Genomic DNA, 23,014 nt, shown 5'->3' on the forward strand with positions numbered 1-23,014 from the left:
TAAGTGAGTTATGATGCAAACAATCACATTCATTGGTAACGGCAATATGGCGCTGAGTATCGCCAAAGGCCTCAAAGGAAAATACAATATCGAAGTAGTAGGCAGAGAGATGGAGAAGCTCGACCGTTTCGAATCCGGTCTTGAGAGCCGGATCGACAAATATCTTCTCGATGGTTTCGATATAACGGATAGAACCGTTCTGCTCTGTGTCAAACCTGCCAATGTCGAAGAGGTTGGGAAACAACTTAAAGGAAAGGCCAGAGTACTCTTCTCTGTTCTTGCAGGAACTTCGTTGGAGAAACTGAAAAAACATATTAAAAGCAAAGCGGTCGTCAGGGCTATGCCGAACCTCGCCGCCAGTGTCGGTGCCTCTATGACCACACTGACAGGAGACCACCGCTTCCAAAGAGAGGCGGAATCCCTCCTTGGCGCCGTAGGTGATACTCTCTGGCTCAATTCTGAAAAAGAGATAGATATTGCCACGGCACTGGCCGGTTCCGGACCTGCCTATCTCGCGCTCGTTGCAGAAGCACTGGCCGACGGTGCAGTCAAGCAGGGTCTTAAAAGAGAAGATGCCATGGCTGCCATGCGTGGACTCTTCAACGGATTTGGAAAACTGATCCAGGAGGTACACCCAGCTTTGCTGAAGGATGGCGTGATGAGCCCCGGAGGCACAACTGCCGCAGGTTACGGGGCACTGGAAGAGGGCAATGTACGCTCTGCCTGTATGGATGCTATTGAAGAGGCATATAAGCGGGCCAAAGAGTTATAATATTTCCATGCATAGCATGGGATTTGCGTAGGGTGCTGTCTCCCGACGGCACCATTCTATCTATGAACGATGGCGCATATATCACCAATTTGATTTTATTGGTGCTGTGAGGGCACAGCACCCTACTTTTCCACGATATAGAAACGGAACAAACCTTACAACTTCTTCAATCTATCCTTGGCGATCTTTGCACTTTTTTTACCACTGTAATTCTCTATGATATTCTTATAAAAAGCTCTTGCCTGTTCCTTCTCTCCTGTCTTCTCCAGAGAAATACCGGTATGAAGCAGCAAGGTATCAATATAACTTGCCTGGTCGTACAGACCTGCACTCTTTTTAAAGTAGAAAATCGCATCGTCATACTTTTTTGTATAATAGGCAATCTCTCCCAGATAATAGTTGGATGCAGCAGGCTTGTAGCCTTTTGAATCGGTAATGGTAAAACGTTTCTTCGCTTCGTTGTAACGCTTCTTGTTAAAAAGCCTGACCCCTTCACTGTACAGTTTGGCATTGGAACTTTTTCCAAGAGACTCACTGTCTGTTGACTTAGTGCTTTTCTCTTTTTTAGGGGCAACGTAATTTCCTTTTCCCTTGAGGATCCGCTGCAGTTCTTCTTTACTCACATAATTTTCATTGATCTGATCGATCATTGCGCCAAGTTCTTTGAGAAGTGCCGTATTATCCGTACTGGACGTATTTGTCTGTGTCTGCTGCAGTCTTCCCGGGGCCTGAAGTTCATTGATGGTAATACTCATCCCTTCGACCAGGGAGGAGAGACCATCCACACGTTCTTCAAGTTCTGCAATCCGACGTTTGAGTCGGACGATGTTATCCCTGTTCTCTGTAATCACTACCTTGGCCGATTTTCTACCGCGGCTGCTGTAACCGTCATCATAGCTTGGTGCACTGTCACGGTAACCATAGACCGATGGCTCTGCCATCAGCATACCCATTCCTACAAAAACAAACAGGACAAAAGAAAAAAATAGCTTGCTGTATCTCATCACAGCTTACCTTGCCAACCTGAGGTCGACTCTTCTGTTCCTTGCATAACAGCTGTCCGTCGGAGAAGAACATACCGGGTTGCTCTCACCGTAGCTCACCATGACCATTCTTGCCGTATCAACCCCTTCGGCACGCAAAGCATCTTTGACCGCTTTGGCACGCTTAAGTCCCAGTGCATAGTTGTACTCATCGGTACCGAACTCGTCACAGTTACCCTCTACCTTTATTTTCCCTGATGTTTGGGCCGCTCTGGAGGCATCAGCCGAGATCTTGCTCTGCATTGCTCCCGATATACTGTAGTCATCAAAAGTAAAATAAACAGAAGTAAAGCCGTCGGCACTGCTGTTGCCCAAACTTCCTCCAGCTCCGTTTTCATCGACCGTAACGGTATCACCGGTGATCTCTGTAGCATCCGTAAAGTTGTTCTTGCCGCCTGAGCCACCCAGTGTCGGTGCCGTCTGTCCGCAACCGCTTAAAAGCAATACTGCCAATGCTGCTGCTGTCAATAATGTCTGTTTTATCACATGCTATCCTTTTTCTGATCTCTTATCTTACCAATCAATCGATTGTATCTTTCTGCCACCCAGAGGGAAAAGCAGACTCTGTGAACTTCCCAGGTTGATGTAACCTATCGAAGAGCTGTTGCCGTTTTGTTTAATATACAATATTACCGACCCATCTGTTGAAAAACGGGGAAACTGGTTGCTGCCTGTAGTCGTAAGCGGCCGAGAACTGCCTCCATTGGCAGAGGTCAGATAGAGATTGAACCTGTTACCCCCAAAGGCATTGTTACCCTCCCTACTGCAATAGATGATCTTGTTACCGTGTGCATCGACTGCATTGTTGTTGCGGCCATGGAAGACCACCTGCTGTACCGCTGCGGAGTTAATGGATTTCTTGAAGATATTCGCATACCCGAGCCGGTTGGAAACAAAAACAATCTGACTGCCGTTGCCAAGATATTTTCCGTTGACATCAATACCGTTGAATTTCGTTACCCTTGTCTTGGAACCTGTAAAGAGGCTCATCTCGTAGATATCCGGCTGTCCTTCGGGAGACATAGTCAGGAGCATTTTGCTTCCATCAGGACTGACATCAGAACAGACAATCATTCCCTCAGAAGAAGCTACTTTACTTTTCGAACCGGTATAGATATTGATCTTGTTCAGTGTCGGGATCAGCCCTGCATAGGACGTGTAGTAGAAACTCTTCTGCGCACTGTCCGCCCATTTGGGGAAAAGGTTCAACCCTCCTCTGATGATCACTTTCTGATAGGTGAAGGTATAATCTGCCAGTAGGATCTCACTACGTTTGGGTGCAGTATATCTGGAGAAAACAACATATCGGTTAATCCAGCCGATATCCGGGTACTTCAGCACTCTGTTGATGTCATAGACCGCTTTGTGAACCAGGAAAGGCATTTTACTGCTGTTTTGGATGGCATAGCTTTTCTCGAAAATTTGAGAGCCGTCCGACGCTTTCAGAAGACGTATCTCAAGTTTCACACCGTTTGCTTGTGTAAAGCGGTATTTTACGATATATTCTTTGCTTTTGAGGTTTGGTGCAATGAACCCGGAGGAAAAATTACTTTTGTACAGGCTGCTGTCGGCAAGAAAGTGGCCGGAGATCTTGAAGTCCGAAAGCAGTATTTTGAAAAGTTTGCCGTTGCTGACAGATGAACCGTCGACCAATGCAATACGCGAACGATGTTCAACATCTTTTTCGATTTTCATGGAGGCATCAACAGCAAAAAGGTGTATGGAAAACAGCAGGATCAAAAGATATCTCAAAGGTATTCCTTTAGCAATATTACACGTGTAATAGTATTTAATAGTGCATTGTATCAAGGCAGACTTAAAATCTTCATTAATTAATATTAAGGGAAAATTTTAACCGGTTTTTTGGTTATTCTTTTTATGTTAAAATAAAAAAAAGGAAGGAGTCGACTTATGCAAGAAGTACTGATAGGACTGGCAAAAGCCGCTATACTCGTGGCACTTAATCAGCCTGAGAATTTTGACCTGGAAGGTGCACTGAAAAAATACCCGGAGCTGCTGGAAAATGGAGCTGCTTTCGTGACCATTAACAAAAGGGCCAATGACCAGCTTCGTGGATGTATAGGATCTCTGCAGGCATATCGTCCGCTTTACAAGGATATCATCGCCAATGCGCAGGCAGCAGCCCTGCATGACCCACGTTTCCCACCAATGACCCCTGAGGAGCTGAAAGATATCAAAATAGAGGTTTCCATCCTCTCAGAACCCAAACCGCTGCAGTACAGTGATATTGAAGACCTCAGAAGCAAGATCGTTCCCATGAAGGACGGTGTTGTCCTTCGCTACGACGGCTACCAAGCCACCTACCTGCCGCAGGTCTGGGAACAGTTGCCAAACTTTGATGCTTTCTTCTCCTCTTTATGCATGAAAGCGGGACTACCGGGTGACTGTCTCAAGCACCATCCCGATATCGAGGTCTATCATGTCACCAAGTATGAGGAGGAGTGATGCCCCAGGGCATACGAAAAGCCGCCGTTGCCGGCTCTTTCTATCCTGAGAGATGCAGAGAGATCAGACGTTACATCCGGGAATTCAATGCAGCTTTTGACAGGCTCTCCATCAAAAAAGAGATACTTGATATCAGACCTGGAGCCATCATTGTTCCCCATGCCGGCTATATTTACAGCGGTTTCACCGCCAACTTCGCCTACCGGTTTCTGAAACACACGAAACCCAAACGCATCATCGTCATCGGTCCGAGCCATCATTACTACTTCAAAGGCATCTCTGCTGGTCATTTTGAAAATTTTGAAACACCCTGCGGGGAGATTGAGATAGACAACCCCTATCTTTTCGCGCTGGCCAAAGAGTTCAACATAGGTTTCGACCCAAAAGCACATGAAAAAGAGCATTCGACCGAAGTGCAGATGCCCTTCATTCAGCACTACTTTCCAAAAGCAAAAGTCATCGAACTTGTGTATGGTGATGTTCCCGCCAAAGAGCTTGCGCTCATCATTACTGCCCTGCTCAAGAACCCGGACAATGCCGTCGTCATCAGCTCGGACCTGAGCCATTTCTATCCTCTTGAAAAAGCAGAAAAGCTGGACAGGAACTGCCTCAGAGCCGTGGTAAAACTTGATATGAATGAATTAAAAGGGTGCGAAGCCTGCGGAATCACAGGTATTACAGCCATGATACTTGCGGCAAGAAAACTCGGTTTATCCTCAAAACTGTTGGATTACAGTACTTCTGCCAAAACAACGCATGATGAAAGTTCGGTTGTGGGGTATATGTCGGCGATATTTTACTATCCCGATAAAAAGCATTAATCCTTTGCTATGAACTCCGCTTTAAACTTATAGGTCCGTCCTGCATTATGCGGACCGAATCCGGTCTCCTGTAACTGTTCAAGGAATTCCTTCAAACCACGGTTGAAAGGAGGAATGTTGGATTGCGATACGATACGGAACTTGAAAAAACCACTTGGCTCGATATAAAGGATCACAGTAGCTTTCTCTCCTGCAAAATCACTCTGTGCCGGCCAATCCTCAAGCATTCTCTGCACATGGGCAAAATAGGCATTCTCGACACCTTTGTCACTCTTTCTGTCCGACTGAAGGGAAGCATTGATACGTTCACTTGCACTCATGCTACTGACTTTTATCAGGTCGTTCTTTGGCTTCGTTTTGATCGGTTTGTCAGAAACCTGTATATTCAGTTTTTTCTTTTTGCTTGTTTTCACATTCTTGAACAGGTCCCTGGCCTTCCTTTTGGGCTTGGTGGCATTGATATCTTTTTTCTTGACGATCTTTTTTTTGACCACCTTCTCTTTGATCACTTTTTTTTTGGATATTTTCTTGCTTTTCGATTTTCTTTTTGGCTTGGGCTTAGGTTTTGGTTTTGGTTTTGGTTTTGACTTCTTTATAGCTTTCTTTTTGGGAGCAGTTAGCTTTTTTGGTGAAGCGAGTGCAACCTGTATACGTTTTTCATTTTTTTTAACAAAATGCTCTTTTTGGGTTTCATCACGCGTATTGAAATAGAATATCAGCAAACCAATAATGATGAAGTATGCAACAAAAGCCAATACCCCGGAGATAACTGTAGAGGTTTGTTTTATCATAATGTTATCAGGGAGACCTTCTCGAAGCCCGCAGCTTTGACACTTTTGAGAAGATACATCACATCTTTATATTTGAGCTGTTCGTCTGCACGGATGTATACTTCCGAGTTCTTGTCTATTTTAGCTGATTTATTGACAAAATCATCTGCAAAAGTATCCAAGGCATAGGTATCGTTGTTCAGGTAGATCTTCCGTTTTTTATCCATTCTGATCGTCAATGTTCTGGGCTTGTTTACTTTGACGGTTTTGGAGCCCTGGGGAAGGTCGATCTGTTCCTGAAAATTAATAGTAGGTGCAGTGATCATCAGGATGGCCATGAGGACCAGCATGACATCCACCAGCGGTGTGATGTTCAGATCCGGGTTATCATCCCATGAAAACATACGCTTCTCACTCCTCTACCTGAGAGAGGATCACTTCGGACTGTGAAGAGAGAAGAGAGGAAAGTTCATAAGCTTTACGCTTCAAAATCAGATGAAAGGTATAAGCGAAGATCGCAACAGCGATACCAGCCGCCGTAGCAATGAGTGCCTCAGCGATGGCAGGAGCAACGACTGAGAGTGATGCGCTGGACTGATCTCCCAACTTGGAAAATGTTTCAAGTATACCGATGACCGTACCGAACAGTCCTATGAAAGGCGCAGTCGATGCAATAATGGAGAGCCAGGTAAGCCCTTTGGTCGAAACACGTATGGCATCAGAGGCCGCTGCTTCAAGAATGGCTTTGTTGGGGGTATTTACACGGCTCAGATAAGTAAAAATAAGTGAATTGCTCATCACTGATTTTGACTGACCTGAATAGAGTGATTTAAGTGATCTCGCTTCTGATTTGATACGGGAGTTCAAGATGTAGTATCTGTCCAGGAATACCCAGAATGTTACTATAAAGTAAACCGAAAGCAACAGCAGAACGAAAATAGTGATCGCACTGCTGTTAATGAAATAATCCAGGAGAGATCCCAATTTAGAAAGACTTTCCGATCTGCTCAACTTTGCTGACCGCTGATGCGATAGCAACACTTGAAGATTCCGCTTTTTTGATAAGCTCTTTCGCCTCTTCAAGTGCTTTGGCAAGATCACTGTCCTCACCGGAGAGAGCCACGGCACCATCTACGATACACGTTGTTTTCTCTTCATCGACTTTTACATAACCGGAATTGATGGCGACAGCCACTTCGCTTCCATCCGCTTTTTCGATCACGATCACACCGGTATCAAGCAAAGAGACCAAAGTAGCATGTTTTGGGAGAACCCCGAACTCACCTTCACTACCCGGAAGTGTTACCTGTTTGACATCGTCATCAAAGATCACACCGTTCGGTGTAACAATTTCAAGCTTCATTAGTTCCATATATATCCTTTGTCAGACAAGAACTAAGCTTACTTAGCGTTGATCTTATCGTTTTTCGCAATAGCCTCAGCCATATTTCCTACCATATAGAATGCCGCTTCGTTCATATCGTCATATTTACCTTCAAGAAGACCTTTGAACCCTTCGATAGTATCTTCAAGTGTAACGTATACACCTGGAGAACCTGTAAATACTTCAGCAACGTGGAATGGCTGTGAAAGATATTTTTCGATCTTTCTTGCTCTTTCAACAACAAGTTTGTCATCTTCTGAAAGCTCATCCATACCAAGGATCGCAATGATATCCTGAAGATCCTTGTACTTCTGGAGGATCTGCTGTACACCACGTGCTACGTTGTAGTGCTCTTCACCGATAATTTGCGGGTCAAGCATTCTTGAAGTTGAATCCAATGGATCCACCGCAGGATAGATACCCTTTTCTGCGATAGATCTGTTAAGAACCGTTGTCGCATCGAGGTGGGCAAATACAGAAGCTGGCGCCGGGTCAGTCAAGTCATCCGCAGGAACGTAAACTGCCTGAACAGAAGTGATCGAACCTTTGGTTGTTGATGTAATTCTTTCCTGAAGCGCACCCATCTCTCTTGAGAGTGTCGGTTGATAACCAACCGCCGAAGGAATACGTCCAAGCAATGCAGACATTTCTGAACCGGACTGTGCAAATCTAAAGATGTTGTCGATGAACATAAGAACATCGAGGCCCATCTCGTCACGGAAATACTCAGCCATAGTAAGACCTGTCAGTGCAATTCTGTTTCTTGCTCCCGGAGGTTCACTCATCTGACCGTAGCAGAGTGCAACTTTGTCAAGTACATTGGATTCTTTCATTTCGTAGTAAAGGTCGTTACCTTCACGTGTTCTTTCACCAACACCCGCGAATACCGAGTAACCGCTGTGCTTCATTGCAACGTTGTTAATAAGCTCCATGATGATTACCGTTTTACCGACACCCGCACCACCGAAGAGTCCGACTTTACCACCTTTTGAATAGGGAGCAAGAAGGTCAACGACTTTGATACCTGTTTCAAATACTTCCGTTTTTGTACTTTGGTCTTCGAACGGAGGTGGATCTCTGTGGATAGACCAGTGTGTTTTCGCTTCGACAGGGCCTGCCTCGTCAATCGCTTCACCGATCACATTGAAGATACGTCCAAGAACCTCTTCACCTACAGGCACCTGGATAGAGTCACCGGTTGCTTTCACTTCCTGCCCTCTTACCACACCTTCACTCATATCCATAGCGATCGTTCTAACTCTGTTATCACCAAGCTGTGCCGCTACTTCCAAAACCAATTTCTGTTCTTTACCTTCGAACATGAATGTTGTCTCTAACGCTTCATTGATCTCCGGTAGATAGTCTGTAAAGTCCACATCAATTACCGGACCCAAGACTTGTACTATTTTACCTGTCATTTCTTCTCCTCTAATTATTTCATTGATTCCATACCACTGATGATCTCGATGAGCTCAGTCGTAATCGCTTCTTGTCTTGCTTTGTTATATTTAACGTTCAGATCTTTTACCATCTCTTTGGCATTCTTCGTTGCTGCGTCCATCGCCTGCATACGTGCTGAGTGTTCAGCTGCAAGTGAGTCGATAAGAGCATAGTAGATACTGTACTCTACATATCTTTTAACCAATGCATCAAGTAACGTATCGTCATCATCCGGTTCAACTTCCATTTCTGATGTTGAAACCGTACTGAGTTCCAGTTGGGATGCATCGACTGGAAGGATCTGATCCTCTCTGATCTCCTGGGTGATCATGTTGACATATCCGTTATGGACAAGAACGATCCTGTCGGTATCGCCATTGACATAAGATGTTACCACTTCAGATATGAACTCTGAAGACTGCTTGTAATCCGGAGCTGCGCTCAGACCGACGATAGCATCATCAAGTTCAACATTGTTGAACTTAAAGTAATCGATACCTTTTCTACCGATAGCTCTCAGTCTTACCTTTGCACCTTTGCTCTGGTATTCAGCGATCATCTGACTGGTTCTCTTGATCGTCTGTGAGTTGAATCCGCCACAAAGACCTTTGTCAGCCGTGATAAAGATGATGTCTACTTTTTTAGGATTATTATTCTCCTGAAAAAAGATATTGTCAAGACCTTCGGCACTCGCGTGTTGCATTTTCTGGGCGATCTCTTCAATGAGTTCGGTCAGTTTTGCTGCATAGACTCTGGATCTTTTGGCAAGCTCTTCTGTTCTTTTCAGTTTCGCAGAAGAGACAAGCTTCATGGCGTTAGTCGTCTTTTGTGTATTCTTTACACTGCTGATCTTACGCTTTATCTCTTTTAAATTAGCCATATTTAGCCTTTCTTAGCCAGCAAATGAAGTTTTAAAATCTTCTATAGCTTTTCTTAGTTGAGCATCTGTATCGTCAGAGATCTTTTTCTCATTTCTGATAGCATCAAGCACAGATGCATATTTTGCTTCCATGAATGGCATAAGCTCTGCTTCGAACTTGGTAACAGAACTTGCTGCAATATCATCAAGGTACCCGTTGGCACCGGCAAAAATGATCACAACCTGCTTTTCAACCGGAACCGGAACATAAGGCCCCTGCTTAAGAACCTCTACCATTCTCTGTCCACGCTCGAGCTGGGATCTGGTATAGTCATCAAGGTCGGATGCGAACTGTGCGAATGCCTGAAGCTCCCTGAACGAAGCAAGGTCAAGTCTCAATGTACCTGAAACCTGTTTGATCGCTTTGATCTGTGCAGCACCACCGACTCTTGATACAGAAAGACCAACGTTGATCGCAGGTCTGATACCCGAGTTGAAGAGGTCAGTTTCAAGGAAGATCTGGCCATCGGTAATAGAAATGACGTTTGTCGGAATATATGCCGCAACGTCACCTGCCTGAGTTTCGATGATAGGGAATGCAGTAATAGAACCCGCACCCAACTCATCTGAAAGCTTCGCCGCTCTTTCAAGCAGTCTTGAGTGCAGATAGAAAACATCACCCGGATACGCTTCACGGCCCGGAGGTCTTCTAAGAATCAATGACATCTCTCTGTAGGCTACGGCATGCTTGGAAAGGTCATCATAGAAGATAACGGCATGTCTGCCGTTGTCTCTGAAGTACTCAGCCATAGTCACACCTGCATATGGAGCAAGGAACTGAAGTGCAGCAGAGTCGGATGCACCGGCATTCACTATGATCGTGTAATCCAATGCTCCGTGCTCTTCGAGCTTTTTCACTGTTGCTGCAACGGTTGACTGCTTCTGGCCGATAGCAACATAGATACATACAACGTCCTGACCTTTCTGATTGATGATCGTATCGATCGCCAATGTTGTTTTACCGGTCTGTCTGTCACCAATGATAAGCTCTCTCTGGCCTCTACCGACCGGTACCAGTGCATCGATCGCCTTGATACCTGTCTGAAGCGGCTCATGGACAGATTTTCTCGCCATGATCCCTGGTGCTTTTTCCTCAATGAATCTGTACTCAGCTGTTTCAATAGTACCTTTTCCATCAATCGGATCACCGAGTGGGTTTACAACCCTACCCATAAGACCGTCACCTACCGGTGTTTTAAGAAGTGCACCTGATCTTTTAACGCTCATACCTTCTTTGATTCCGGCACTGGTTCCAAGAACAACAACACCAACATTTGCTTCTTCAAGGTTAAGGACCAATCCTTTTGCACCGTTATCGAACTCTACAACTTCTCCAGCCATAACGTTGTTAAGACCGTAAACGGTTGTAATACCATCCGCGATACCTACTACTTTTCCTATTTCATTGATGTCGACATCAATCTCAAAGTTCTCGATTCTCTCTTTGATGATCGAACTAATCTCATCTGCTTGCAATTTTACTGCCACTGATACTCCTTTACTGTTAGATAACTACAGAGATTTCTTAATGAAATCAATTAGCTGTTCTTTAACTCTCTGCTTGGAGAAGTTAACCTCAATACCCAAATCATCAACCGAAACGCGTAATCCCTCAAGATCCGTTTTTTCCTGCTTCAACTCTATCTTCGACCCTGTATATGTTTCCAGTGTCTTTTCAAGCTTCGCCAACTCCTCTTTTCCGAGTTCGCTGCTGCTTTTCAGTACACCTTCATACTGATTCGACTCTTTTTGAAGGTCTGCATTCAGTACCTTTGCAATTGCCGGGATCAGGTCGAGTCTTTTATTCTCACCAAGGATCTTGATGAAGTTCACCATTGTGGCATCTGCCTCTTTTCCTATGGCTGAGAGGATCATATCTGTCTTCTTCTCTGCCGAAACGATAGGAGAGGTCAATGCTTCATGTACTTCCGGTACCGAAATGGCCTCACTCAGAACATTCAGAACCGAAGCGATGCTTTTAACATCTTTACTTACTGATGAGAGTGCCGTTGCATATCGTTTTGCTATCAACTCTTCCATTATGCCACCTTCCCATGTTCAGCTTTTCTTGAAATGATATCGACCACTTTGGTCTCATCCAGTGCAATATCATCTGTTGTGATATTTTCAGAAAGGACCTCGTCGATCACATCTCTTGCAGCTTTTCTCTCTTCGAGCGTAATCTTCTCTTCAAATTGCTTCTCAAGAACAACCAATTCATTTTCTGATGCTTCAGCGATCTTTGCCGCAAGGATTTCTGCCTCTTTTTTCGCATCTTCAATGATCTCGGCAGCTTTGTTCACACTTTCATTCAAATGAGACTGAGCTTCTTTCTTTTCATCTTTTGCAGCCTGAAGTTTACTTTCGATCTCTTTCAGCTGTCCTGCAATACCTTCTCTTCTTCCTTTGAAAAAGTTTTTGATAGGGTTTGCAATAAGGTAATAGAGAATAGCGGCAAAGATCGTGAAGTTGATCACTCTTGGCCAAAAGTCACTCTCTCTTCCTGTCTGAGTCAGGTAACGAGACGCTTCACCGCTGTCATGCCCACTTGCCAGAAGAATAGCAGGAACCATGAGTAAAGCGAATAGTGCTAATTTTTTCATATTCATCCCTTTTTTATAGTTTGCTAAACTTAGCTTTGAGGCTCTCTTTGAACAGAGGCATTTGTGAAAGTAGGGAGTTTTTAAGCTCCTCTTTGTCGGAAGCCAACTTCTGGGCGAAGTTCTCGTACTTTTTGTTCAACTCTTCCTGCTTCGCTTCGACTTTACTCGCAGCCAATGATTTCTCTTCATCGATCGCTTTCTGTCTTATCGCTGCAGCTTCAGCTTTGGCATTGTCAATGTTTTCAGCTGCCTGGGCATTGAGTTCATCACTGTTACCGCTGAGTCCTTTTGCTGCTTCCAAATCTTTTGCTATCGAGCGGTCTCTGTCATCCATGAACTTCAGGAGAGGCTGGAATAGCATATTATTTAAAACAACAAGAAGGATCAGAAACAACACTAAGACGAACAACATCAATGGTAAATGTATGTCAAGCATTAAAACTCCTCATGTAATTTCGCAATATTTTACCATTATCGAAATGAGATGTTGGTTAAAATTCAGTCTTTTTTGAGGAATGTTAAAAAGTTTTCGATATCTTTCTCATTAGAAAAGCTTATCTCAATACTCTTGGCTTTGATCTTGTATTCAAAAGGAAGAAGCTTCTTAAAGGCTTTTTTATGCTTTTCAAGCAATTTGGAAGCAGAAGCCTTAACTGTGGGGGCCGCATCGCCTTTTTTATAGCTTTTAACCATTTTTTCAGCATCACGGACGGAAAGTTTCTGGCCGATGATACTGTCTATGATGATCTTCTGCTGCTTTTCATCAAGCCCTACCAGTACTTTGGCATGTCCCTGGGAGATCTTGCCGGATGCCACTTTTTTCTGGGCATAAGGCGACAGAGAAAGCAGACGCATGGTATTGGTGATCTGCGAACGGCTTTTATGCACGATTGTTGAGAGTTCGTCATGGGTGATCTTGTGTACTTCTATAAGTTCGGCATAGGAGTTTGCCAATTCGATGGCATTGAGGTTCTCTCTCTGAATGTTCTCGATGAGTGCCAGTTCCCGCAGCCTTGCTTCGTCGATCTCCACATTGGCGATGATTGCCTTAATGGTGGTGATCTTTGCCAGTTTGTGCGCACGAAGACGACGTTCTCCCGCAATCAGCAGGAATCCGTTCTCTTTTTCAATGACAACGACAGGCTGCAATAGACCATGTTCTTTGATCGACTGGCTCAACTCTTTGAGTGCTGATTCATCGAAATGCTTACGCGGCTGGAAAGGGTTCGCGGAAATACTTTTAACAGGAAGTTCCTCCACACGCGCTCCCTGAGCTTCCAGTTCAGAACTGTCTATACTGCTGAGATCTTCTTTTTCATATGCCTCTTCCACTTCAGAGAGTATCTCTCCTAATCCTCTTCCCAGTGCCATCTTAACCTCTTGCGATGACCGTTGCAAGATCTTTGTATGCCAAAGAGCCTTTGGAACTGGAAGCATAATGCGTAACCGGCTTACCGAAACTCGGAGATTCGGCGATCTTGACATTACGCGGTACAACAATACACTCTTTGCCTTTTCTGATGTGGAAAAGCTTGTCTTTGAAGTGGTAGCTCAGATCCGCCAGTACCTGCTTGGAGAGATTGTTCTGCTTGGAATACATCGTAGGCAGGAATCCCTTGATCTTGAGTTTTGGATTGATGGTCTTCTTCAAAAGACTGACCGTATTCAGCAGCTGTGCCAACCCCTCCAGTGCAAAAAATTCACACTGGATGGGGATGATAACAGAGTCCGAAGCACTCAGTGCATTGATCGTGATGGGCCCCAGAGCCGGAGGTGAATCGATGATGATAAAGTCATATTTTTTGGAGATCTCTTTGATCTTCTCCTTGAGGATCAGCTCTCTGTTCTTTTTTCTGCTGTTGTAGAACTCTTTTTCGATACCGACAAGACCGATGTTCGAGGGAACAAGATCAAGTTTTTTTATCTGTGACTTGAGAATGACTTCAGAGAGTTTTTTACTGCCGATCAGTACATGATAGATATTGTATTCGTAATCGTTTCTGTTGAAACCGAGACTGGTCGTTGCATTGGACTGGGGGTCGATGTCCAAAAGCAACACTTTCTTGCCCTTTTCAGCCAAAGAGGCTGCCAGATTCACTGCTGTCGTCGTTTTGCCTACGCCACCCTTCTGGTTGGCTATGCTTATCACCTCACTCATCTTGAACTGTACACCTTTTTTCCCCCTATTATCAAAGAGCCATCCTCGCACAAAGCGGCGTCTGCAAGGCTCTTTCTCTCGTTTTCAATATGGACTGAAAAACGTCTGCTTAAGTCAAATTCTATCTGATATTCACTAAAAACCTGCTTCCATTTTGGAAATTTCAAAAGGCTTTCAATGTACTTTTGAAGAAGATTTTCTGGACTTATGTCGGACTGCAGGGAGCTGTAGCCGTTTTGTGATTTTTTCAGATTGATCCCGATACCGCAAACCAGTACATTTTTCATTTTTTTGGTGATCGTTCCCCCTACTTTTTCATCATACAGATAAAAGTCATTAGGCCATTTCAACCAGACATTTTCACCCAATTCTTCCAAGGTTTTTTTCATGATATAGGAGAAATAGATGGAAGAGGAAGAGAGAGGAAGATCATCAGGAAGTTCACTTAGCGAAATGGCTATGGAAGCAAAGAAATTCCCTTCTCCTCCTCTCCATTCATTGTCACGGCTTCCGATACCCGAACTTTGTTCCAGGGCAAGTACCGCTACAGGTGCCTGAAGCTGCCCTCTCTCAACCTGTTCTATAAGATATTTTTGTGTTGAAGGCAGATTTTTAAAGGATATTATCTCCAACTTTCTTTCCCCTCCCCACGCAGTAGGCTCTGGCTGTCATCACTTTTTTGGAAGCCGGCTGCAGGATGCCTATTTTCAGGGCACCCCTGCTGCATCCGACGAGCACGCTCTCCTCGTCAAAAGAGAGTATTTCCCCAGCCGTATGTGTTGTGCCACTTTCAAGCAGTATCACTTCATCAAATTTGGTCCCGTTGACAGCAAAGATACCGGGCCAGCCTTCAAATGCACGGTATTTGTTGTAAATGATCTCTGCATCCTCAAAATCGATCTGGCCGTCACTCTTCTTGATCTTTTTACAAAGGCTCGCCTGACTCTCATCCTGCGCTTCCGGCGTGATCGTTTCAAAATTGCGTACCGTACTCAGAGTCAGCATACAGGCATCTCTGGTCAGCTGTTCCATCAGGGCGAACAGGCGCATCTCTTTGGGAATGACGAACTCTATCTTTTCGAGCATCGGTCCCGTGTCAAGCCCGGCTTCCATCAGCATCGATGTCACACCGGTCTTCTCATCACCGTTCAGCAAAGACTGCTGGACAGGAGAAGCACCACGATACTGTGGCAGAAGCGAAGCATGCAGGTTGATACAGGGTGCGATATCGAGAATGGATTGCGGGAGTATCTGCCCGAATGCCGCTACAATGATAAAATCAGGGTTTTGGCTTTTAATCGCTTCTTTAATCCCTTCTTCACTCAAACGGTTAGGTTGCAGTACGTCAATACCATGCTCCTGTGCCAGGACCTTGACCGGAGGAGGTGTCAGTACCTTTTTCCGTCCTACCGGTCTGTCAGGCTGTGTCAGGACCAGGGAAACATCCATATCCTCCGCCTCGACCAGTGTTTGAAGTATCTCTCTGGCATAGTGGGGTGTACCCATATAGATTATTTTATATTTCATTTATGACCTCTTTGTGGATGTGAACAGTGTCCCGCCTTTATGCTCACCCTCTATGAGGAAAGATTTCACATCACTCAGCTCGAAACCAGAGGCGAGGAACATCTCCCGGCCATGCTTCATTAAAAAATCGGCTGCCTGAAGTTTTGTAACTATTCCTCCCGTAGCAAATTCATTGTTCGGGGTATGCTCTGCAGCGAGTTCTTCTTCTTCTATCTCGTTGACTACGGCTCGGCGTCTGGCATCCTGAAAGCAGTTAGGGTCTTTGTCATACAGCGCATCGATATCGGAAAGTATCACCAGAAGATCTGCATCAAAATAGTGTGCAACATGCGCGGAAAGCCTGTCGTTATCACCAAATACCAGTTCTTCGATACTCACGGTATCATTTTCATTGATAATAGGCACTACATTATTTGCCAATAGTGTATCGATAGCCACTTTAGCATGGGAAACATGTTTATCAGATTCAAACACATCTGCACTGAAAAGCACCTGGGAGCACAGCAGATCAAATCTCGCGAATTTTTCCTGATACATTTTAAGCAGTAGCGGCTGGCCTATGGCAGCCAGTGCCTGTCTGTTGGCTATGTCATCTCTGTCAAGTGGGAGTTGCGTATATCCTGCTGCTACCGCACCGGAACTCACCAGCGCCACTTCATAGCTGTGTTTCTTCAGGTCAGCGATAAGCTCAACCAGTGCCATCATTCTCTCTCTGGCGATACTCCCGTCTTCCGTCAGGACATGGGAACCTACCTTGATCACGATCCGCTTCATACTACCTACTTCTCTTCAGCTTCTGTTTCTTCTTTGACATTTTTGACAAAATCACCAAGTGCATAACGCAGTGCTTCCGTATTGAGATGTGCTACCGAAGAGATAGGCAGAACAAACAACGGTTCTTTTATGGGTAATGGTACACCAAAGTCCGTTTTGAAGCCGTAAGAGAGATAGTTCATATCCGCTTTATACTTCTTCAATGTATCATTGGCTTTCAAACCTATGTCATCCAGGAAAGTCTGCGTCAGTGTATTGACCTCATCCTGACTTAAAGAATCTATCTTGGTGATGGCAATGGCATGTTTCCTTCCTGCAAGTGTTTCGGAATATCTGTCCAACTCTACCAGTAATGTTTCGTACTGGTACTTCATCTCACGGTAATTGGCCGCATCGATCATCAAAAGTAGTGTTTTTGTCCTCTCAATGTGCTTGAGGAATTCCAGTCCCAGACCACGTCCGTCACTGGCACCTTCAATGATACCCGGAATATCTGCCATCATAAATGAATCGTAATCACTGATATGTACGACACCAAGCTTTGGCGTCAATGTGGTGAATTCATAGTTGGCAACCTGCGGTCTTGCATTGGAAAGTGTTGCTATGAGTGTTGATTTACCGACATTCGGATACCCGACCAGTCCCACATCGGCAATGAGCTTCATCTCGAGTCTGACCTGTTTGGTGATACCAGGGAGTCCGGGCTGTGCATAGGTCGGTCTCTGGTTCGTCGAACTCTTGAAGTGCATATTGCCCAGACCGCCCTTCCCGCCTTCAAGAAATTTGACGACTTGTCCTTCTTCTACAAGATCGAGCAGCTCCTCTCCTGTCTCCATATCTACGACTGTTGTCCCCGGAGGTACGATGATCGTAGTATCTTGGCCTTTTCTTCCATATTTCTTACGCCCTTCTCCGGGACGGCCATTCTCCGCTTTTATATGGTTACGGCCTCTGAGACCCGAGAGGGTGTCGGTATTATTGTCTACCTTGAAAAATACCGAGCCTCCACGGCCGCCGTCACCACCGTCCGGGCCACCTTTGATGACGAATTTCTCCGTCCAGAACGAGATGGCGCCTGCACCACCTTTACCTGAGCTAATCAACAGCTCTACACTATCTACGAACATATATTAAACCTTTGTTATTAAAAAAACCATCCAACTCTAACAGTGGCGGTAAATAAATTATGGAATTATACCCAAATCCTGAAGTAGAATTCTTTCAATCTTTACAATGCTTGTGTTTAAGGTTTTTCTGTCAAATCTGAGTCGAACCCATAGGTTCGGTGATGATTTTACATGAAGACCTTGAATATAATGATTGTGAAGAGTGTTAAATTTTATTTCTGGATCTGGGTATAACCCAAATCCGAAAAATACTCGCTATAATTTTCCTATCAATTCTTTATGGGGTATCTACTATGAAATATCTTAAGTCCATGACACTGAGTACAACGGCACTGCTACTGCTTACTGCCTGCGGAGGCGTACGTCATGTACCGGAAAATAAAGGCGGTTTCTACTACAGCGGTATCTATTTTGGCAAAAACTTCTCGCAAACACTGAAAGAAGGTGTAGAAGACGGTTGTGATACTTCCAAAGGACACTATACAAAGAATCATACACTCTTCAACAACGACAAAGATTACAATACCGGATGGTTCCTCGGTCGCAGCAGATGTATACCGTTATTCAAGGTCGAAGAGGATGAAAAACCCGTCAATACACCTGAGGTATAGTCAAAGCTGTAAAGCTATCTTACTTCGAACAATATCAATGAATTTTGATAAATTTAGGAAAAAACCCTTCTCGCCAGAGGAGAAGAGTTGGTGGGGAATTACGCAGGAACTACAGAAACTCTTTTTTGGCTTCTTGATCTGTTCTCGAATTTTACTACACCTTCAACCATTGCGAAGATCGTATGGTCTTTACCCATACCTACGCCGTTACCTGGGTGCACTTTTGTTCCTCTTTGTCTGATGATGATGTTACCGGGGATAACTTTTTCACCACCGAACTTTTTAACGCCTAAACGACGTCCAGCTGAATCACGGTTATTTTGAGTGGATCCTTGACCTTTCTTGTGTGCCATATCTTGCTCCTTCTGTTACTTATGCGATTTTAGTAATTCTTACTCTTGTAAAGTCTCTTCTGAAACCTCTTTTGAGTTTTGAATCTTTTCTTCTTCTTTTCTTATAGATGATCACTTTCTTGTCTCTACCTTCGTTGATCACCTCACCTTTAACAACTGCACCCTCTACAAAAGGAGTACCGACTGTTAATTCACCGTTGTCTACCGCAAGAACTTCTTTGAATTCTACTGCTGATTTTGGCTCAAGACCCATGTTGTCAAAACAGATGATATCACCCTCTTGAACTTTGAATTGTTGGCCACTTGCTTTAATGATTGCGTACATTGCAAACCCTTTACTATCTGTGTATTTTAAAAAGTTTGAGATTATACCCAAACAATGTTTAATATTTTTTTAAAGTATTATATATATTACCCGAAATCAACATGACGGTCTGCGAATGCGATACATTCGATCTCAACAAGTGCATTTTTGGGCAAGGATCTGACAGCGACCGTACTTCTTGCCGGTTTATGGGTACCGAAATAATGAGCATATACTTTGTTCACTGTTTCAAAATCTTTCATATCAGCAAGATAGATCGTCGTTTTGATCACATCAGAAAACTGTGCACCGGCAGCAGCCAGTACATAAAAAAGGTTCTTAATAACCTGATGTGTCTGCTGTTCTACTCCGCGTGTTTCCATATTACCGTCCGCCATCAATGCGATTTGTCCCGAGGTATATACCAGTCCGTTTGCAACGATCGCCTGTGAATAGGGGCCTATCGCCTTTGGTGCTTCATCTGTTTCTACAATTCTAGCCATGTATTATCCTTTATTTTGTATTTCTTTCATAGAAGACATAAGAAGTGGAATAGTCTGAAAATTCAAAATAGACTTTCTGTTCACCGGGATCCGCTTTCCCGTTCAAGTTAACGTCATCTATACCGTAACCGTAGCGGTAAGGCCTCATTTTGCCGTCGTTGCTTCCGTATGCCGTGGAGACCTTGTCGATCTTAATGAACTTGTGTACGAGCTTGTCCCCTGCATAAATGTCAAGTACACCGTTGGTCCCCGTCCAGTTCTGCAGTGATCGGCTGAGACTGTTCTGCGTCTCCTGCGTACACCCGGCAATAAACAATATACCCAGAATAGACAATACTATTTTGTATCTCATAAACACTATCCTTTTCTTTTTTTATAATTGTATCACTACTATGCTTTTGGCATGCCGAATTTCTGGGTGACCAATTCACCTTCTTCATTAAAATAAAGATAATAGAGCTTGTCTTTGACTACAGGCAGGCCGGCAAGATAACGCAGCGCCAGGTTGGCCTGAAGAGAACCGATATGCATCACAATCGGAGCGGCAATACCTCCGGGTTTATGATCAGAGATGTTGAAGACCTGAAAATCAGCCTCATCAAAGAAGCAGACCTGCCCATTAAACTCCTCTACCGAAGCATAGATCCAGGGTGTATTGCTTGCTTTGGCATGTTTGTCTATCTCTCCCCTGACAGGAAGATTGTCCGTTGCATCAAGAATGAGGTCATAACGGTTCCCCATCTCTTTGAAATCATCAAAAGGCATATCAAAAGCCACTGCTTTTACAAAAGGGTTCTTTGACTCAATGAGTTTGACTATCGCTCTGGCCTTGTTCTTACCTTCATCCGAAAGTGTAAAGGCGATCTGTCTGTGAATGTTATGAATAGAAACTGTATCGAAATCGACCATATGTATCTCACCGATACCTGAGGTACCCAGAGCCATTGCCAGTGTCGACCCCAATCCGCCCGAACCGATAATGGCGATCTTCTTGGCCTGTAGAGATTTTTGGGTATTCTCCCCCCAAAGCTGTATCTGTCTGTTGAAGTATTCTTCCGGAGTGGGAATGTTTTCTATCGTAGGCATATCATTGTTTCCTATTCACTTAGATCCTGGCGTTGTTTAAGCTCTCTCTCAAATCCCCAGCTTTTCCGATGTTCTGTAACCTGGGCTTTATCTATGACCTCTACGAGCATGGACTCTTTGTCTTCAAGCATCATCTCCACTTCTCCTTCAGGAGAGACCAGCATAGTATCACCGTAGAACTTCCACTTGACTTCGTTGTCGCTGTATTCTCCCAGGCGGTTGGCTCTGAGAATGAAACAACCATGCAAAAAAGCTTTGGTCTTGATGATCTCTCTCCATCGGTTATGCGAACCGAACGTCGAAGCGGTAGGAAGCAGGACCAGGTCGATCTTTTTTTGTGTGACTGCCTGCCAGAACGGATCGAAGTGCAATTCGAACCCTGCCATAACCATGATCTTGAAACCTTTGATCATAAATGTCATAGGGGTCTTGAGAGGAAGTATTTTATTGGCAAAGAATTTCTTTTCATTCCAGTGCGCATAGGGAAGCAGGATCTGCTGTTCGTAGTATTTGGTATGTTTGGGTGTGACCTTCACAATGGTTTTGTGATAGCCGTCTTTTTTGGTGACGATGATCGGTGCAATAAAAACAATGTCATATTTTACAGCAAGGCTTTTCAAGAGTTCCATATGTTTGCGGCTCTGCTCTTTAACCATATTGGGTGCTATGGTAGCGAATTCTTTAAAGAAATGATTCAGTACATATTCACCGAGCAGTATCACATCCGCACCTCTGCTGTTCGCCTGTTTGAGGTAGAATTCAAGACGTGTCGCATTCATACCCAGTGTCGGTAGTTGCAGCGCGGCTACGACAAGCTGTCTGGAAGAAGCCATTAGGAGTCGTCCTCGGAAAGATGCTGATTTTCCTGATCGATCACAGTGATCTTTGTTTTTGCCTCTTCGATGAGTTTTTGGGCTTCTTTAATGTTCTTCAGTCCTTCTTCATACAGTTTGACGGACTCTTCCAATGTGATCTCAGGGTCCATCAGCTTTTCAAGCAGCTCTTTGGAATATGCCAGTTTCTCTTCAAATGTTTCTGTTTTCATTCATACATCCTTTGCAGTGCGTGGTTACGCACCCTACAATATAAAATATCAACACTCTTAATGCTTCAATACATCTGCAATATGCTGACTAAACTTGTCCAATTCTACCAAAAACGCATCATGTCCATAGTCACTGTCCACTTCCAGGTAGCTGTATTTCTGACCATTACGTTCCATCATTCTGGCAATATGCTCCATCTCCGAAGGGAAAAAAAGATAATCTGAAGAGAAGGAGATCAGATGTACATTCGCCTTGATCCTCATAATCGCCTCATGAAGTGAATCATACCCCCTGCTCAAGTTGAATGTATTGATCGCCTTGACAATATAGAGGTAGGAAAGAGGGTCGAAGATACGTGAGAAGTTGTTGGTATTGTATTCCATATACCGTTCCACTTCATAGCGTCCAAAAAGTTCGAAAAGACCGTCATTACTGACATAGTTCCTGCCGAACTTCTCATCCATGGATGTCGGGGAAAGGTAGGAGATATGTCCTGCAATACGCCCAATGGCCAATCCGTCCAGTCCCTCTTCTTCAAAAGCATCCTTGGCATAGTTACCATGTTCAAAGCGCGGATCCCTTCGGATGGCCTCAACCGCCACCTTGTTGAATGCGATGGTCCAGGGACGTGTCGCATAGGTAGCCGCCAGCGAAATGACATGATCCGCAAGATTGGGATAATCCACTGAAAACTGAAGTGCCTGCATACCGCCCATTGAACCACCTACGATCGCTTTGAGATGGTAGATACCCAGTGAAGAAAGCAACTGCATTTGTGCTCTTATCATATCTTTGATGGTCACCACGGGGAACTTCAGACGATACGGTTCCAGCGAAGGGTAACTCTCACTCATCGGCCCCGTACTGCCAAAACACGAACCCACCACATTGGTACAGATGACAAAATACTTTGTCGTATCAATTGCCTTTCCCTCACCGATAAGTCCATCCCACCAGCCCGGTTTTCTGTCGCCTTCATACGTTCCTGCAGCATGATGTGAACCGCTCAGCGCATGGCAGACCAGTACGACATTGGACTTGTCTTCATTCAGTTCACCGTAAGTCTCATACGCTACTTCGTACGGCTCCAGAATACGCCCACTTTCAAGGTACAGGGGTGAAGAGAAATGTGCTGTTTTCGTTTCGATTTTCATAGACGGCTTTTACGGTTGGATTTGAATGGTAGTATTTTATCCAATTTGCGCTTTTGTTTCGTAGGGTGCGTAAACACGCACCTTTTAACCATATATTGCAATATGATATTTTATATGTGAATGTAATTATACGGTGCGTGAGTACGCACTTTA

The 23,014-nt window shown here is 44.4% G+C and carries 31 protein-coding genes; 4 read left to right on the forward strand and 27 right to left on the reverse strand.

All coding sequences use genetic code 11. The annotated features are described in order from the left end of the window. Nucleotides 1–13: 13 nt before the first annotated feature. Nucleotides 14–772: a pyrroline-5-carboxylate reductase gene (locus tag SUN_RS09085; protein WP_012083518.1), complete on the forward strand. Its 759-nt coding sequence runs from the start codon at nt 14–16 to the stop codon at nt 770–772. A gap of 155 nt (nt 773–927) precedes the next feature. Here the strand turns inward: SUN_RS09085 and SUN_RS09090 are convergent, their stop codons facing one another. The 3 genes from SUN_RS09090 to tolB are packed head-to-tail and all read right to left on the reverse strand — an operon-like array spanning nt 928 to nt 3,567. Further along, complete coding sequence (locus tag SUN_RS09090) at nt 928–1,776, reverse strand: tetratricopeptide repeat protein (protein ID WP_012083519.1); 849 nt, start codon at nt 1,774–1,776, stop codon at nt 928–930. Nucleotides 1,777–1,782: 6 nt separating this feature from the next. Then, the gene (locus SUN_RS09095) at nt 1,783–2,301 is read right to left on the reverse strand and encodes an OmpA family protein (protein ID WP_012083520.1); all 519 of its coding nucleotides are present in this window, start codon (nt 2,299–2,301) and stop codon (nt 1,783–1,785) included. 27 nt (nt 2,302–2,328) lie between these two features. Next, nucleotides 2,329–3,567, reverse strand: a complete 1,239-nt coding sequence (tolB, locus tag SUN_RS09100) for a Tol-Pal system protein TolB (protein ID WP_012083521.1) — start codon at nt 3,565–3,567, stop codon at nt 2,329–2,331. A 159-nt stretch (nt 3,568–3,726) separates the two neighbouring features. Between tolB and amrA the strand changes: the two genes are divergently transcribed. Then, nucleotides 3,727–4,281, forward strand: coding sequence for an AmmeMemoRadiSam system protein A (amrA, locus tag SUN_RS09105; protein ID WP_012083522.1), 555 nt, complete (start codon nt 3,727–3,729; stop codon nt 4,279–4,281). Next, on the forward strand, nt 4,281–5,102 hold the full coding sequence (gene amrB / locus SUN_RS09110; protein ID WP_012083523.1) for an AmmeMemoRadiSam system protein B: 822 nt from the start codon (nt 4,281–4,283) through the stop codon (nt 5,100–5,102). Before amrA ends, amrB begins: the two co-directional genes overlap by 1 nt. Here amrB and SUN_RS09115 read toward each other — a convergent pair. The 16 genes from SUN_RS09115 to obgE all read right to left on the reverse strand — a co-directional run bounded on the left by SUN_RS09115 (nt 5,099) and on the right by obgE (nt 17,804). Next, entirely contained in the window at nt 5,099–5,893 is a 795-nt protein-coding gene (locus SUN_RS09115; protein WP_012083524.1) for a TonB C-terminal domain-containing protein, read from the reverse strand. The genes amrB and SUN_RS09115 overlap by 4 nt on opposite strands. Further along, complete coding sequence (locus tag SUN_RS09120) at nt 5,890–6,276, reverse strand: biopolymer transporter ExbD (protein ID WP_012083525.1); 387 nt, start codon at nt 6,274–6,276, stop codon at nt 5,890–5,892. Before SUN_RS09120 ends, SUN_RS09115 begins: the two co-directional genes overlap by 4 nt. A gap of 7 nt (nt 6,277–6,283) precedes the next feature. Then, nucleotides 6,284–6,856 carry a MotA/TolQ/ExbB proton channel family protein gene (locus SUN_RS09125; RefSeq protein WP_012083526.1) on the reverse strand — a complete coding sequence of 191 codons (573 nt, stop codon included), beginning with the start codon at nt 6,854–6,856 and terminating at the stop codon, nt 6,284–6,286. 1 nt (nt 6,857) lies between these two features. Further along, the gene (gene atpC / locus SUN_RS09130; RefSeq protein ID WP_012083527.1) at nt 6,858–7,244 is read right to left on the reverse strand and encodes an ATP synthase F1 subunit epsilon; all 387 of its coding nucleotides are present in this window, start codon (nt 7,242–7,244) and stop codon (nt 6,858–6,860) included. A 29-nt stretch (nt 7,245–7,273) separates the two neighbouring features. After that, nucleotides 7,274–8,674 (reverse strand): F0F1 ATP synthase subunit beta, encoded by a 1,401-nt coding sequence (atpD, locus tag SUN_RS09135; protein ID WP_012083528.1) that lies wholly within the window; start codon nt 8,672–8,674, stop codon nt 7,274–7,276. Between the two features lie 14 nt (nt 8,675–8,688). Then, on the reverse strand, nt 8,689–9,576 hold the full coding sequence (gene atpG, locus SUN_RS09140) for an ATP synthase F1 subunit gamma (RefSeq protein WP_012083529.1): 888 nt from the start codon (nt 9,574–9,576) through the stop codon (nt 8,689–8,691). 12 nt (nt 9,577–9,588) lie between these two features. After that, nucleotides 9,589–11,103: a F0F1 ATP synthase subunit alpha gene (gene atpA, locus SUN_RS09145; RefSeq protein WP_012083530.1), complete on the reverse strand. Its 1,515-nt coding sequence runs from the start codon at nt 11,101–11,103 to the stop codon at nt 9,589–9,591. Between the two features lie 24 nt (nt 11,104–11,127). Beyond that, the gene (locus SUN_RS09150; RefSeq protein ID WP_012083531.1) at nt 11,128–11,655 is read right to left on the reverse strand and encodes a F0F1 ATP synthase subunit delta; all 528 of its coding nucleotides are present in this window, start codon (nt 11,653–11,655) and stop codon (nt 11,128–11,130) included. Continuing rightward, nucleotides 11,655–12,218 carry an ATP synthase subunit B gene (locus tag SUN_RS09155; protein WP_012083532.1) on the reverse strand — a complete coding sequence of 188 codons (564 nt, stop codon included), beginning with the start codon at nt 12,216–12,218 and terminating at the stop codon, nt 11,655–11,657. The genes SUN_RS09150 and SUN_RS09155 overlap by 1 nt, the downstream gene beginning before the upstream one ends. Nucleotides 12,219–12,231: 13 nt before the next feature. Then, a complete protein-coding gene (locus SUN_RS09160) occupies nt 12,232–12,654 on the reverse strand; it encodes a F0F1 ATP synthase subunit B (RefSeq protein ID WP_012083533.1) in 423 nt (140 codons plus the stop codon). 62 nt (nt 12,655–12,716) lie between these two features. Continuing rightward, nucleotides 12,717–13,589, reverse strand: a complete 873-nt coding sequence (locus tag SUN_RS09165; RefSeq protein WP_012083534.1) for a ParB/RepB/Spo0J family partition protein — start codon at nt 13,587–13,589, stop codon at nt 12,717–12,719. Between the two features lies 1 nt (nt 13,590). Then, nucleotides 13,591–14,376, reverse strand: coding sequence for a ParA family protein (locus tag SUN_RS09170; protein WP_012083535.1), 786 nt, complete (start codon nt 14,374–14,376; stop codon nt 13,591–13,593). Next, a complete protein-coding gene (locus SUN_RS09175; protein WP_012083536.1) occupies nt 14,373–15,008 on the reverse strand; it encodes a biotin--[acetyl-CoA-carboxylase] ligase in 636 nt (211 codons plus the stop codon). The genes SUN_RS09170 and SUN_RS09175 overlap by 4 nt, the downstream gene beginning before the upstream one ends. Beyond that, the gene (gene fmt, locus SUN_RS09180; RefSeq protein ID WP_012083537.1) at nt 14,989–15,903 is read right to left on the reverse strand and encodes a methionyl-tRNA formyltransferase; all 915 of its coding nucleotides are present in this window, start codon (nt 15,901–15,903) and stop codon (nt 14,989–14,991) included. Before fmt ends, SUN_RS09175 begins: the two co-directional genes overlap by 20 nt. Further along, complete coding sequence (proB, locus tag SUN_RS09185) at nt 15,904–16,677, reverse strand: glutamate 5-kinase (RefSeq protein ID WP_012083538.1); 774 nt, start codon at nt 16,675–16,677, stop codon at nt 15,904–15,906. It lies immediately after the preceding gene. Nucleotides 16,678–16,682: 5 nt separating this feature from the next. Next, on the reverse strand, nt 16,683–17,804 hold the full coding sequence (gene obgE / locus SUN_RS09190) for a GTPase ObgE (RefSeq protein ID WP_012083539.1): 1,122 nt from the start codon (nt 17,802–17,804) through the stop codon (nt 16,683–16,685). A 293-nt stretch (nt 17,805–18,097) separates the two neighbouring features. Between obgE and SUN_RS09195 the strand changes: the two genes are divergently transcribed. Beyond that, on the forward strand, nt 18,098–18,415 hold the full coding sequence (locus SUN_RS09195; protein WP_041672737.1) for a hypothetical protein: 318 nt from the start codon (nt 18,098–18,100) through the stop codon (nt 18,413–18,415). Between the two features lie 98 nt (nt 18,416–18,513). Here SUN_RS09195 and rpmA read toward each other — a convergent pair whose 3' ends face one another. From rpmA to SUN_RS09235, 8 genes are all read right to left on the reverse strand, one after another. Further along, nucleotides 18,514–18,768 carry a 50S ribosomal protein L27 gene (rpmA, locus tag SUN_RS09200; protein ID WP_012083540.1) on the reverse strand — a complete coding sequence of 85 codons (255 nt, stop codon included), beginning with the start codon at nt 18,766–18,768 and terminating at the stop codon, nt 18,514–18,516. A gap of 19 nt (nt 18,769–18,787) precedes the next feature. Next, on the reverse strand, nt 18,788–19,093 hold the full coding sequence (gene rplU / locus SUN_RS09205) for a 50S ribosomal protein L21 (RefSeq protein WP_012083541.1): 306 nt from the start codon (nt 19,091–19,093) through the stop codon (nt 18,788–18,790). Nucleotides 19,094–19,179: 86 nt separating this feature from the next. Continuing rightward, on the reverse strand, nt 19,180–19,575 hold the full coding sequence (locus SUN_RS09210) for a RidA family protein (RefSeq protein ID WP_012083542.1): 396 nt from the start codon (nt 19,573–19,575) through the stop codon (nt 19,180–19,182). A 10-nt stretch (nt 19,576–19,585) separates the two neighbouring features. Next, nucleotides 19,586–19,927, reverse strand: a complete 342-nt coding sequence (locus SUN_RS09215; RefSeq protein WP_012083544.1) for a hypothetical protein — start codon at nt 19,925–19,927, stop codon at nt 19,586–19,588. 38 nt (nt 19,928–19,965) lie between these two features. Continuing rightward, nucleotides 19,966–20,661 (reverse strand): HesA/MoeB/ThiF family protein, encoded by a 696-nt coding sequence (locus SUN_RS09220; protein ID WP_012083545.1) that lies wholly within the window; start codon nt 20,659–20,661, stop codon nt 19,966–19,968. Nucleotides 20,662–20,672: 11 nt separating this feature from the next. Beyond that, nucleotides 20,673–21,494 carry a carbon-nitrogen hydrolase family protein gene (locus SUN_RS09225; RefSeq protein WP_012083546.1) on the reverse strand — a complete coding sequence of 274 codons (822 nt, stop codon included), beginning with the start codon at nt 21,492–21,494 and terminating at the stop codon, nt 20,673–20,675. Next, nucleotides 21,494–21,706, reverse strand: a complete 213-nt coding sequence (gene xseB / locus SUN_RS09230) for an exodeoxyribonuclease VII small subunit (protein ID WP_012083547.1) — start codon at nt 21,704–21,706, stop codon at nt 21,494–21,496. The genes SUN_RS09225 and xseB overlap by 1 nt, the downstream gene beginning before the upstream one ends. Nucleotides 21,707–21,763: 57 nt before the next feature. After that, nucleotides 21,764–22,861, reverse strand: coding sequence for a homoserine O-acetyltransferase MetX (locus tag SUN_RS09235; protein ID WP_012083548.1), 1,098 nt, complete (start codon nt 22,859–22,861; stop codon nt 21,764–21,766). Between the last annotated feature and the right edge of the window lie 153 nt (nt 22,862–23,014).

Origin of the sequence: Sulfurovum sp. NBC37-1 (assembly GCF_000010345.1) — a bacterium.
Classification (GTDB): Bacteria; Campylobacterota; Campylobacteria; order Campylobacterales; family Sulfurovaceae; genus Sulfurovum.